The following is a 12,392-nucleotide window of genomic DNA, read 5'->3' on the forward strand; positions in this document are numbered from 1 at the left end:
TCGCATCGGGAAGCGATCATTACATTGTTCATAAAGCAAAAGCCATCCGGCGACCGCACTAGCGAGGTCGCCAGCTTGGTTTACTCATCAGCACCTTGGCTCGTTGCGGCGATGCATCGGACGACCGCCGTGACCTTCGATCCTCGTTTCCGTCAATTCGTTGCCATACTGCTTGCAGGCGACGATCTGGCGCTGCTCCATAGGAGAATTGGCTATGCAGAAGCGCACGCTTGGAAAGAGCAACCTTGAAGTTTCCGCCCTCGGCCTCGGCTGCATGGGCTTGAGTCACGGCTATGGCCCGGCCACGGATACCCAAGAGGCCATCTCCCTGATCCGCGCCGCAGTCGATCGTGGCGTGACCTTCTTCGATACGGCCGAGGTCTATGGCCCCTACCTCAATGAAGAGGTCGTCGGCGAAGCGCTGGCCCCAGTGCGCGATCAGGTCGTGATCGCCACCAAGTTCGGCTTCACCTTCGGCGATGACAACAAGCAGCAAATCCTCAACAGCCGGCCGGAACACATCCGCTGGGCCGTCGAAGGCTCGCTCAAGCGCCTGCGTACCGATGTGATCGACCTGCTCTACCAGCACCGGGTCGATCCTGAGGTACCGATCGAAGATGTCGCTGGCGTGGTCAAAGAGCTGATCGCCGAGGGCAAGGTCAAGCACTTTGGCTTGTCCGAAGCCGGCGTCCAGACCATCCGGCGCGCCCACGCCGTGCAGCCCGTTACCGCCCTGCAAAGCGAGTACTCATTGTGGTGGCGCGAACCCGAGACCGAGGTCCTACCGACGCTGGAGGAGCTAGGCATCGGCTTCGTCCCCTTCAGCCCCTTGGGCAAAGGCTTCCTGACGGGGGCGATCAAGGAAGGGGCGAGCTTTGGCAGCGACGACTTCCGCAGCACGGTGCCGCGTTTTTCACCGGAGGCGCTCAAGGCCAACCAGGCACTGGTAGACCTGCTCGGCGCTATCGCTGGGGAAAAAGGCGTGACGGCTGCACAGATCGCCCTGGCATGGCTACTGGCCCAGAAACCATGGATCGTGCCGATTCCGGGCACCACCAAGCTGCACCGGCTGGAAGAGAATCTCGGCGCCGCTGCGGTGGCGCTTTCAGAGATCGATTTGAGCAAGATCGCGGAAGCCCTGGATCAAGTGCAGATCCAAGGCGACCGCTACTCCGCCGCACTGCAGTCGCGCGTCGGGCGCTAAGTCGGGAGAGGTCGAATTTCCCGCATACGCCCGATGCGTCTCCAGAGGAGAAATGACAGATGCAAAAGCGCACGCTTGGAAAGAGCAAGCTTGAAGTCTCGGCCCTCGGCCTGGGCTGCATGGGCCTGAGTCATGCCTACGGTCCGGCCACCGACACCCCACGAGCCGTCTCGCTCATCCGGGCCGCAGTGGACCGGGGCGTGACCTTCTTCGATACGGCCGAGCTCTATGGCCCCTTCCTCAACGAGGAGGTCGTCGGCGAAGCGCTGGCCCCGGTACGCGATCAGGTCGTGATCGCGACCAAGTTCGGCTTCACCTTCGGCGACGAAGACCATCCATATGCCCTCGACAGCCGCCCCGAGCACATCCGCTGGGCGGTCGAAGGTTCGCTCAAACGCCTGCGCACCGATGTGATCGACCTGCTCTACCAGCACCGGGTCGATCCCAATGTGCCGATCGAGGACGTGGCCGGCACGGTCAAGGACCTGATTGCGGAAGGCAAGGTCAAGCACTTCGGCCTGTCCGAGGCCGGCGTGCAGACCATCCGCCGTGCACACGCCGTGCAGCCGGTCACCGCCGTGCAGAACGAGTACTCGCTGTGGTGGCGCGAACCCGAAGCCGAACTGCTCCCCGCGCTGGAACAACTGGGTATCGGCCTGGTGGCGTTCAGCCCCCTCGGCAAGGGCTTCCTCACCGGTGCGATCACCGCGGGAACCACTTTCGACAGCAACGATTTCCGAAGTACGGTGCCGCGCTTTTCACCCGAAGCACTCCAGGCCAACCAGGCCCTGGTGGAGCTGCTGGGCTACATTGCCGATGACAAGGAGGCGACGCGGGCACAGATCGTCCTGGCGTGGCTGCTGGCGCAAAAACCCTGGATCGTGCCGATCCCCGGCACCACCAAGCTGCACCGGCTGGAAGAGAATCTCGGCGCCACCGCCGTACAGTTGACCGACGAAGATCTGGCCAGGATCGACGACGCCCTGCGCCAAGTGAAGATACAGGGCGACCGCTATCCCGCTGTAATGCAGGCCCAGGTCGGGCGCTGAACCGGGAGACACCAGGATGACCACAGATCATGATCCGGTCCGTCGGGCAATGATGACGGCGCTCGCTGTCGCTCCCCTCAGTGCTTTCGGGGAAACCTCCAACGCCGGTGGCGAAATGCGGCGAACGGGGTCACATATGCTGGTGGCGTATTTCTCCCGGTCAGGGAACACACGCGTCATCGCCGGCCTGATCCATCGCTCGCTCGGCACCGATCTGTTCGAGATACGGCCCGCCTCGGCGTATCCCGACGACTATCTGGCCACGGTCGAGCAGGCCCGGCAGGAGCGGGACAGCGGCTATGAGCCAGCGCTGGCGGCCAGCGTCTCCGACATGGAGCGCTACGACACCTTGTTCCTGGGCTTTCCCATTTGGGGAGGTACCGCGCCGCCGATCATCCGCGCCTTTCTCTCCGCGCACGACCTCGCCGGCAAGACCCTGATTCCTTTCGTCACCCATGGCGGCTATGGACTCGGCGACAGCCAATCCGTCCTCGCCAGCCACGCGCCCGAAGCACGTTTGCGCCAAGGCTTCGTCATGGAAGCCGACCAGGAGCGGCGTACCATGAACCGCGTGAACGATTGGCTCGAGGGGGTCGAGATCAAGCAATAGGCCCCGGGGGGTGCTGACGACGCGCAGCCGGGTCGGCGCCTTCCCCATCCACCTTCGACACTGCACTAAAGAGGACAGGCTCGCATGGAAAACATCGCCAACAAGATCGTCGTCATCACCGGCGCCAGCTCGGGCCTCGGCGCTGAGACCGCCCGCCATCTGGTCGAGGCCGGCGCCAAGGTCGCGCTCGGCGCGCGTCGCCTGGACCGGCTCGAAGCGCTGGCCGAGGAACTGGGCAGCGACAACGCCACCGTCTTCAAGGTGGACGTGAGCGAGCGCGAGCAGGTCCAGGCCTTCGTCGACCATGCGGTGGCGACCTTCGGCCGGATCGACGTGATGATCAACAACGCCGGCGTGATGCCGCTCGCACCGCTGGAGCTTTTGAACTTCGACGACTGGAACCAGTGCATCGACGTCAACGTCAAGGGCGTGCTCTGGGGCATCGCTGCGGCACTGCCGCACTTCAAGGCGCAGAAGTCCGGCCAGTTCATCAATGTCTCTTCGGTGGCCGGCCATCGGATCAGCCCCGGAGGCGCGGTCTATTCGGCCTCGAAGTACGCGGTGCGGGCCATCTCCGAGGCGCTGCGCCAGGAGGTCAAACCCTACAACGTGCGCACCACCGTGCTTTCGCCGGGCGCCGTGGACACCGAGCTGCCCGGTTCGGTCAAGGCCGAAGGGGTCGCCGAGGGCGTGGCCCAGTTCTACGCCGCCACCGCCATCCCGGCATCGAGCTTCGCGCGCTGCGCGCTGTTCGCCATCGCCCAGCCGGAAGACGTGGACATCAACGAAATCCTGTTCCGCCCCACCAAGCAGGATCTTTGAACACTGCGGGAGGAAAGCAAATGAGCACATGGCTGATCACCGGCTGTTCGACGGGCCTGGGCCGCCACCTTGCACAGGCGGTATTGCAGGCGGGCTTCAACGCGGTCGTCACCGCCCGTAATCCGCGCTCGGTCCAGGACATCGTAGCGGCCTATCCGGACACTGCCCTGGCGGCTGCGCTGGATGTTGCCGACCAGGATGCGGTCGAACGCACGGTCAAGCTGGCCGAGGAGCGCTTCGGCGGCATCGACGTACTGGTCAACAATGCAGGCCACGGCTATCGCGCGGCGGTCGAGGAAGGTGAAGAGGCGCAGGTCGCCGAGCTCTTCGGTGCCAACTTCTTCGGCGCCGTCGCGATGATCAAGGCGGTGCTTCCGGCAATGCGCGCGCGGCGCAGCGGCACCATCGTCAACGTCACCTCGATCGCCGCGCGTCTCGCCGCGCCCGGCTCCGGCTACTATTCGGCGACCAAGTTCGCGCTGGAAGGGCTGTCCGATGCGCTGCGCAAGGAAGTCGGCCCGCTCGGGATCGGCGTGCTGATCGTCGAGCCGGGCGCGTTCCGCACCGATTTCGCCGGGCGTTCGCTGCACGGCTCGGCGACGGAGATCGCCGACTACGCCGCAACCGCCGGGCTGCGCCGCAAGGAGAACGACAAGACCAGCGGCACCGAGCCCGGCGATCCGGCGCGAGCGGCACGCGTGCTCGTCGAGGTGATCGAAGGCGGGACGCTGCCGGTGCGGCTGCTGCTCGGCAGCGACGCGGTCCAGATCGTCACCGCCGAGATCAAGGCCCAACTCGATGAGATCGAGGAGTGGACCGGCGTGAGCGCACGCACCGACTTCCCCGACGCCGGGCAAGGCCAGGCGCCCGCAGGCTACCAGTGAGCGGGCCCGAACCTGCCGCTGGCCGGTTTCACCCGCTGCGCGAACGCGACGCGGTGGAAACGCCGGTCGAAACACAACCCACACTCTTGTAAGGAATCGAAATGAAAACGCGCAAACTCGGAAGCGATCTCGAAGTCTCCGCCCTCGGCCTGGGCTGCATGGGCATGACCGCTGTCTACGGCCCAGCCGCCGACAAGCAGGAGATGATCAAGCTCATCCATGCCGCCCACGATCGCGGCATCACCCTGTTCGACACCGCCGAAGCCTACGGTCCCTTCGCCAATGAAGAGCTGGTCGGCGAAGCCCTGCAGCCGATCCGCGACCAGGTGGTCATCGCCACCAAGTTCGGTTTCGACATCGACCCCGAGACCGGCGCGCGCGGCCCCGGCACCAACAGCCGGCCCGAGCACATCAAGCTCGCGGTCGAGAAGATGCTGCAGCGCCTGCGCACCGACCGCATCGACCTGCTCTACCAGCACCGCGTCGACCCGGCGGTGCCGATCGAGGACGTGGCCGGCGCGGTCAAGGAGCTGATCGCCGCAGGCAAGGTCAAGCACTTCGGCCTCTCCGAGGCGGGCGTGCAGACCATCCGCCGCGCCCATGCGGTTCAGCCGCTGGCGGCGGTGCAGAGCGAGTATTCGCTGTTCTGGCGTGGGCCGGAGCTTGAACTGCTGCCGCTGCTGAAGGAGCTGGACATCGGCTTCGTGCCGTTCAGCCCGCTCGGCGCCGGCTTCCTGACCGGCAAGATCGACGAGAACACCCAGTTCGACGCCAGCGACTTCCGCAATAACGTGCCGCGCTTCTCGCCCGAGGCGCGCAAGGCCAACATGGCGCTGGTCGAGGTGGTCAAGGCCGTCGCCACGCGCAAGGGCGCCACACCGGCCCAAGTCGCGCTGGCCTGGCTGTTGGCGCAGGCACCGGGGATCGTGCCGATCCCGGGCACCACCAAGCTGCATCGCCTGGAAGAGAACCTGGGTGCCGTCGATCTCGAACTGACCAGCGAGGACCTCGGCCAGATCGACCAGGAGCTGTCGAAGTTCGAGGTTCAGGGCGAGCGCCTGCCCGAGGCCGTGCTCAAGATGACCGGGCTCTGAGATCGAGGGGAGCTTTCGCCGGTTCGGCTCGCCGAACCGGCCTCGCAGCAAGGCAGTACCCGGCCAACCTTCTCGGAAACCAACCCACTCGGAAAGGAGGAGCAGATGAGTTCGTGTGTTCGGTCATTCCAGGACGTCGTGCGATCCCGGCATTCGGTCCGCGGATTCCTACCCTCTCCGATCCCTCGCAACGAGTTGGAAGAGTTGTTCCAGGAGGCGCAGTACGCGCCCTCGAACTGCAACACCCAGCCCTGGAACGTCCATGTCGTCGGCGCAGACAAGCTCAAGCGGCTGAGCGATGCCCTCGTCGAGGCGCTCGCGCAAGAGCACTACAGCCCCGACTTCAGCTTCGACACCCATGACTACCCGCCTCCCTACAAGCAACGTGCCGCGGACCAGGGGGGCAGGTACTACCAAGCGCTGGGTGTGGCCCGCGGCGATAGCCTGAGCCGGGCGGAGGTGGTAGCGCGCAACGTCAGGTTCTTCGGCGCCCCGCACGTGGCCTTCCTGTTCATGCCCGCGGTCGGCGACAACGTCCGCGTGGCGGCCGACGTCGGCATGTACGCGCAGACCTTGCTGCTCGCCCTGGCCGCGCGCGGCTATGCCGGCGTCCCGCAGACCATCCTCGGCTCCTTCGCCGAGACCGTGCGCCACGCGCTTGGCGTATCGGATGATTTGAAGCTGCTGTTCGGCATATCCTTCGGCGTGCCCGACGACTCCCATGCCTCCTCCGGCTATCGCGAGGGCCGCATCGCTGTGGAGGAAAGCGTCGTGTGGCACGAATGATCCAGGCCACGGGTGAAACCGTGCCTGCCCAAAAAACCCGCAAACCAAAGGAACCCACCCCATGACCCAGAACGATCAACAAGACGAGCACGGCCATGGGCCAGCCAATCTACAGCGCCGCCAGTTGCTGGCTTCCGCCGCCATCCTCGGTGTGGCGCCCTGGCTGCTGTCGGCCTGCGCTTCGTCCGCGTCGTCCAACACCAGCCCCACCGCGCCCGCGCAATCGGCCAGGAGCGGCTTCTTGCCGGCCAGCCAGCGCCGCATGCTGGGCACGCTCGAGGTTTCCTCCCTCGGCCTGGGCTGTCAGTGGGTTCCCGCCGCGGTCGAGGGCTCGGTATCCGACCGCTATGGCAGCACCATCGAGCGCAAGGCCGCGATCGAACTGATCCGCACGGCGTTCGATCGCGGCGTCACCCTGTTCGACACCGCCGAGGCCTATGGCCCGTACCTCTCCGAGGAGGTCGTCGGCGAGGCCTTGCAGGGCATCCGCGACCAGGTGGTGATCGAGACCAAGTACGGCTTCAGTTTCGATCCGCAGCAAGCCCAGGCGCGTGGCGGCCGCGACAGCCGGCCCGAACACATCAAGCAGGTGGTCGAGGCCATGCTCAAGCGCCTGCGCACCGACCGCATCGACCTGCTCTACCAGCACCGCGTCGACCCGCAGGTGCCGATCGAGGACGTGGCCGGCGCGATCAAGGACCTGATCGCCGAGGGCAAGGTGCTGCACTACGGCCTCTCCGAGCCCGGCATCCAGACCATCCGCCGCGCCCATGCGGTGCATCCGCTGGCGGCGATCCAGAACGAGTACTCCATGCTCTGGCGCGGGCCGGAAACGGACGTGCTGCCGGTCTGCGAGGAACTGGGCATCGGCTTCGTGCCGTGGAGCCCGCTGGGCATGGGCTTCCTCACCGGCACGATCAACGCCGATACCCGCTTCGCCGAGGACGGCCAGCGCGAGTTCCGCGCGTCGGTACCACGCTTCGCCCCCGATGCCCTGCCGGCCAACATGGCGCTGGTGGAGGTGGTCGAGACCTGGGCGCAACGCAAGGACGCAACGCCCGCCCAGTTGGCACTGGCATGGCTGCTGGCGCAGAAGCCGTGGATCGTGCCGATTCCCGGCACCACCAAGATCGCTCACCTGGAAGAGAACCTCGGCGCCGCCGCGATCACCTTCACCGATGAGGAACTGGCCGAACTCAATGCGGCCGTGGCCGCGGTCCCGATCCAGGGCGACCGGCTGCCCCCGGCGGTAATGCAGATGTCGGGCGTGGAAGCGCCACTGCCGCGCTGAGCGAGAGGATGGCGTGGTGTCGGGCGGGCGCCGAAACAGGCAACGTCGATCGCGATCGACGATCATCGCCAACGTGAAAGCATCTGTCCGCGCCACCCATCCACGCATGACCGAGGCGACGACGCCATGTCGCTGGGAAGGTCCTATTCCATGAAGGAAAACGCAATGAAACCGCTTGCTGCCATCAGCCTCGCAATGACTCTTTTTTCTTCAACGTCATCTGCCCAAGAAGCCCCCATGATCGAGATCAACCGCGTCGGCTCACAGCCTTCCGCCGCTGGCCCGGAAAGCAACTTCACCGGCTCGGTCCGCGTCGACTCTCTGTTCCGGGGCACCGAGCCCGCTCGCGTCGGCGGCGGCACCGTCACTTTCGAGCCCGGCGCACGCACCGCCTGGCACACCCATCCGCTGGGACAGACCCTGATCGTGACCGCCGGCGTCGGCTTGGTGGGGCAGTGGGATGGCCCGATCCAGGAGATGCGCCCAGGCGACATCGTCTGGATCCCACCGGGCGTCAAGCACTGGCACGGCGCCAGTCCCAGCGTGGGCATGAGCCACATCGCGATCGCCGAGTCGCTGGATGGCAAATCGGTGGAATGGATGGAAAAGGTCACCGACGAGCACTACCTGGATTGACTGCTTTTCCTGCAATGAATGCTCTCGTAGCAGCACTTGCTCCCACGTCGTCACCGGCCCTGTCCCGATAGCATCCGCCAGCGGCGCGCAGTGATTCGATGCACGGCGCCGCAGGCCGGGCGGGAGCCACGCCGCTGGGGATACAGCCGAGGTCAGCAGGCCCAGCGGCCCGTTTACGGATGCAAGGATCGTTGGCGAGACGCTTGCCCCCTTTCCGCCATCCCATACGGATCGAATGAGGCTCGGCTGCGCCTTATAAAGTCATACTAATTACCGATACCCTCGGTTGGGAAACCCGCTTAGGTTAGCGCTAACCAAACGTCAATTGGCGCGCATCCTGGCGGATTCTTCGCTGTGCGCGGCTCTGACCCACTGCCGCCGAGGGTCCCGATCATGCTGGAGATAACGTCACCACAGCGTTTCAGTCTGCGCTACCTGAAGTACGGCTCGCTGTTTTTCCTCTACTACTTCATCGTCGGCGGTACGGTGCCATTCCTGGCGATATGGTTCCAAGACGTGGTCAGCCTCGATGCAGGGCAGATCGGACTGATGTTCGGGGCCAAGGCGATCGCCGCGATGCTGTTCCAGCCGCTGTTCGGGGTGATCACCGACCGCCTCGACAACCGCAAGCATCTGCTCTGGTGCCTGATTCTCATGCTGGTGCTGTTCGCCCCGTTCATGAGCTTCGTCTACGCCCCGCTGCTCGAGCAGAGCGTCCTGTTCGGTGCGTTGGTGGGAGGCGTCTACCTCGGGATCATTTTCGCCGCTGGCGCCGGTACCCTCGAGACCTGGATCGAGAAGGCCTGCCGCGCGAGCGGGCTGGTCTATGGGCGGGTTAGGATGTTCGGCGCGGTGGGCTTCGGTAGCTCGGCGGCGATTTCCGGCATGCTGATCAGCGGCAACCCACAGTCGATCTTCTGGCTCGGCTCCGCCTGCGCCTTGGTCATGGCGGTGCTGATGCTCAGGGTCAATCCCGATTCGGCGGTGGATCGTCCAGCGGAGCGCGCGGACAAAGCCTCGCCGGTCTCCTATGCCACCATCCGCGCCCTGTTCGCCGATCGCCGCTTCTGGGCCCTGGTGCTCTACGTGCTCGGCGTCGCCTGCCTCTACGACGTATTCGACCAGCAGTTCGTCAACTACTTCCGCAGCTTCTTCGACGACCCGCAGCGCGGTAGCCAGGCGTTCGGCTTCGTCACCACGCTGACCGAGTTCTCGGTGGCAGCGTCGATGTTCTTCATTCCGCTACTGCTCAATCGGATCGGCGGCAAGAACGCATTGCTGCTCGCAGGCGTAGTGATGACGGTCCGTATCCTCGGCTCCTCACAGGCGACTTCGATCGAAGCGCTGATCGTGCTCAAGCTGCTCCATGCCATCGAGGTACCGCTGATATTCGTCGGCATGTTCAAGTACATCGAAGACGTCTTCGACACTCGGCTTTCGGCGACGATCTACATGGTCGCGTTCATCTTCACCCGTGGCGTCGGGGTGACATTGCTCTCCCGCTGGTTGGGCTGCTCTATGAGCGCTACGGTTTCCAGACCACTTACCTGGCACTGGGACTGATGGCGCTGATCTTCACCGTGGTCGCGGCATTCATCCTCGACGCCGGGCGCCACCAGAACCTGCATCGCCGGCGTAACCGGGCGCCGGCGACCCTACGTTGAACGCCTCCACTCACCCACACCTTTACAGGAGACACCAATGGAAGATCGCTTGATCAAGCTCGACGGCGGGGATACGAGCCTGGTGGTCAGAGTCACCCCCTACCCTGAGATCGTCTACTGGGGGGCCAGGCTCGAGGCTTTCGAACCCGCCTTCGCCGCGAGCCTGAGCTATCCCGTGCCGAACGGCCGGCTCGACGTCACCGCACCGCTGACGCTATCCCCCGAGCAGGGCCGCGGGATGTTCTCGAGTCCCGGGGTCGAAGGACACCGGGCAGGCGGCGATTGACTCGAGCTCGATCCGGCCACCGGTGTTCTCGGCACCCGTCATCGGCTGATCAATGCAGGCGATACGCCCTACTCGCTGCAGCGCCTGGCGCTGACCCTGCCGCTGCCGGATCGAGCCGGAGAACTGATGGGCTTCCACGGCCGCTGGCTGCAGGAGTTCCAGACCCACCGGATATCGGTGTCCCACGGCGGCTACCTGCAGGAGAGCAGGCGCGGACGCCATCATGAGTACTTCCCCGCGATGGTCGCCGGCACCGCGCACTTCGGCGAATGCCGTGGCGAGGTCTGGGGGGCCCACCTGGCCTGGAGCGGCGATCACCGGATCCGCATCGACACCAAGAGCGACGGCCGCCGTTTCCTGCAGGCCGAAGCGCTCTACCAGGCCGGCGAGATCCAGCTTCCGCCCGGCGAAGGCCACGCCACCCCCTGGCTCTACGCCAGCTATGGCGGCGAAGGGCTGAATGCGATGAGCGACGCCTTCCATCGCTTCGTACGCGCGCGCCTGCTGCGCTTCCCGCTCGAAGCCGAGCGCCCAGTGCAGTTGAACATCTGGGAAGGGGTCTACTTCGACCACGATCCCGACTACATCATGCGCATGGCCAGCGAGGCCAGGACACTCGGTGTCGAGCGCTTCATCATCGATGACGGCTGGTTCCGCCATCGCGACGACGACCACGCAGGGCTGGGTGACTGGTACGTCGACGAGCGCAAGTACCCACAGGGACTCGGTCCCGTCATCGACCATGTCCGCGGCCTCGGCATGCAGTTCGGGCTCTGGTTCGAACCCGAGATGGTCAATCCCGACTCCGACCTGTTCCGCGCCCATCCCGACTGGATGCTCGGCCTGTCCGGCTACGACCAGCCCACCGGGCGCCACCAGTACGTGCTCGATCTGTGCAATCCCGCGGTGTTCGACTACCTGCTCGCCCGGCTCGACGCCATTCTCGGCGAGCACCCGATCGACTACGTCAAGTGGGACATGAATCGTGACTTGCTGCAGCCGAGCCACGACGGCCGCGCATCGTCCCAGGCACAGACCGAGCGCGTCTACGCGCTGTTCGACGAACTGCGCAAGCGCCATCCCGCCACCGAGTTCGAATCCTGCGCCTCGGGCGGGGGCAGGATCGACTACGGGGTACTGCGCTACGTGCAGCGGTTCTGGACCTCCGACAGCAATGACGCCCTCGAGCGCCAGCGGATCCAGCGCGGCATGAGCTACTTCTTCCCTCCCGAGGTCATGGGCGCGCACATCGGCGCCGACCGTTGCCACTCCAGTCGCCGTCGCCACGACGTCGAATTCCGCGGTCTCACCGCGCTGTTCGGCCATATGGGCGTCGAGCTCGACCCGCTCGCCGCAAGCCTCGAAGAGCGCGAGGGCTTCGCCCGCTACATCGCCCTGCACAAGCGACTGCGCGGGCTGCTCCACGGCGGACGCAGCGTGCGTTTGGAGACCGCCGACGCCGAGCGGCTGCAGGCACAGGCGGTGATCGACGATCAGCGGGCGGTGGTGATGGTCGCCCAGCTCGCCACACCGAGCTGGGCGATGAACGAAGCACTGCGGATTCCTTATCTCGATCCACGCAAGCGCTACCGGGTCAGCGTCCTGGATCGTCCCAACGCCGCGCGCGATGGCAGCCACACGATGCGACGCCAAGTGCCGTGGATGGCGGGGGATGGTTTCGAAGCGAGCGGGGCCTGGCTCGCCGAAGCAGGGCTCAGGCTGCCGCAGATGGATCCCGAAAGCGCACTGCTGATCGAGCTGGAAGCGCTATAGCGAGGCGTTCGACCCGCTGGCAGGGCACCGACCGCCAGCGGGCCGGCATCGGTGAGTCCGTCGCTCAGGCAAAGCGACGCGCTCACCGGTGCGGTAGCCGCCGAGCGGGCTCCGTCATGTCGCGCTCGTCGTCGGCGACACTGGTGGCGTCGAGGTAAAAACGAAAAAAGCGCCTCGCGGGCGCTTTTTCATCTTTGCATCGAATGCTTGAAGTGGCGGACCGGACGGGACTTGAACCCGCGACCTCCGGCGTGACAGGCCGGCATTCTAACCAGCTGAACTACCGGTCCGCA

12 protein-coding genes, 1 tRNA gene and 1 pseudogene are annotated in these 12,392 nt (G+C 65.4%); 13 read left to right on the forward strand and 1 reads right to left on the reverse strand.

Annotation, left to right across the window (positions count from 1 at the left end; genetic code table 11):
• The first annotated feature begins 214 nt into the window (after nucleotides 1–214).
• From Q376_RS0119825 to Q376_RS25575, 13 genes and pseudogenes are all read left to right on the forward strand, one after another.
• Nucleotides 215–1,204 carry an aldo/keto reductase gene (locus Q376_RS0119825; protein WP_027351769.1) on the forward strand — a complete coding sequence of 330 codons (990 nt, stop codon included), beginning with the start codon at nucleotides 215–217 and terminating at the stop codon, nucleotides 1,202–1,204.
• A gap of 59 nt (nucleotides 1,205–1,263) precedes the next feature.
• Nucleotides 1,264–2,253 carry an aldo/keto reductase gene (locus Q376_RS0119830; protein WP_027351770.1) on the forward strand — a complete coding sequence of 330 codons (990 nt, stop codon included), beginning with the start codon at nucleotides 1,264–1,266 and terminating at the stop codon, nucleotides 2,251–2,253.
• A gap of 16 nt (nucleotides 2,254–2,269) precedes the next feature.
• Nucleotides 2,270–2,863 carry a flavodoxin gene (locus tag Q376_RS0119835; protein ID WP_027351771.1) on the forward strand — a complete coding sequence of 198 codons (594 nt, stop codon included), beginning with the start codon at nucleotides 2,270–2,272 and terminating at the stop codon, nucleotides 2,861–2,863.
• Between the two features lie 84 nt (nucleotides 2,864–2,947).
• Nucleotides 2,948–3,685, forward strand: coding sequence for an SDR family oxidoreductase (locus Q376_RS0119840; protein ID WP_027351772.1), 738 nt, complete (start codon nucleotides 2,948–2,950; stop codon nucleotides 3,683–3,685).
• A gap of 20 nt (nucleotides 3,686–3,705) precedes the next feature.
• Nucleotides 3,706–4,569, forward strand: coding sequence for an oxidoreductase (locus Q376_RS23705; protein ID WP_052365571.1), 864 nt, complete (start codon nucleotides 3,706–3,708; stop codon nucleotides 4,567–4,569).
• Nucleotides 4,570–4,670: 101 nt separating this feature from the next.
• Nucleotides 4,671–5,663, forward strand: coding sequence for an aldo/keto reductase (locus Q376_RS0119850; RefSeq protein ID WP_027351773.1), 993 nt, complete (start codon nucleotides 4,671–4,673; stop codon nucleotides 5,661–5,663).
• 105 nt (nucleotides 5,664–5,768) lie between these two features.
• Complete coding sequence (locus Q376_RS0119855; protein ID WP_027351774.1) at nucleotides 5,769–6,449, forward strand: nitroreductase; 681 nt, start codon at nucleotides 5,769–5,771, stop codon at nucleotides 6,447–6,449.
• Nucleotides 6,450–6,510: 61 nt separating this feature from the next.
• On the forward strand, nucleotides 6,511–7,740 hold the full coding sequence (locus Q376_RS0119860) for an aldo/keto reductase (protein ID WP_027351775.1): 1,230 nt from the start codon (nucleotides 6,511–6,513) through the stop codon (nucleotides 7,738–7,740).
• 237 nt (nucleotides 7,741–7,977) lie between these two features.
• On the forward strand, nucleotides 7,978–8,376 hold the full coding sequence (locus tag Q376_RS0119865; RefSeq protein WP_245599010.1) for a (R)-mandelonitrile lyase: 399 nt from the start codon (nucleotides 7,978–7,980) through the stop codon (nucleotides 8,374–8,376).
• 393 nt (nucleotides 8,377–8,769) lie between these two features.
• Nucleotides 8,770–9,939: an oligosaccharide MFS transporter gene (locus Q376_RS23710; RefSeq protein ID WP_052365573.1), complete on the forward strand. Its 1,170-nt coding sequence runs from the start codon at nucleotides 8,770–8,772 to the stop codon at nucleotides 9,937–9,939.
• 138 nt (nucleotides 9,940–10,077) lie between these two features.
• Nucleotides 10,078–10,326 (forward strand): alpha-galactosidase, encoded by a 249-nt coding sequence (locus tag Q376_RS25270; protein WP_211266731.1) that lies wholly within the window; start codon nucleotides 10,078–10,080, stop codon nucleotides 10,324–10,326.
• 15 nt (nucleotides 10,327–10,341) lie between these two features.
• Nucleotides 10,342–11,739 (forward strand): annotated as a pseudogene (locus tag Q376_RS23715) (alpha-galactosidase); the annotation flags it as partial.
• Between the two features lie 69 nt (nucleotides 11,740–11,808).
• Nucleotides 11,809–12,099, forward strand: coding sequence for a GH36 C-terminal domain-containing protein (locus Q376_RS25575; protein ID WP_281173380.1), 291 nt, complete (start codon nucleotides 11,809–11,811; stop codon nucleotides 12,097–12,099).
• A 213-nt stretch (nucleotides 12,100–12,312) separates the two neighbouring features.
• Here the strand turns inward: Q376_RS25575 and Q376_RS0119880 are convergent.
• Nucleotides 12,313–12,389, reverse strand: a tRNA-Asp gene (locus tag Q376_RS0119880).
• Between the last annotated feature and the right edge of the window lie 3 nt (nucleotides 12,390–12,392).

This window comes from Halotalea alkalilenta DSM 17697 (assembly GCF_000621205.1).
Taxonomy (GTDB): Bacteria; Pseudomonadota; Gammaproteobacteria; order Pseudomonadales; family Halomonadaceae; genus Halotalea; species Halotalea alkalilenta.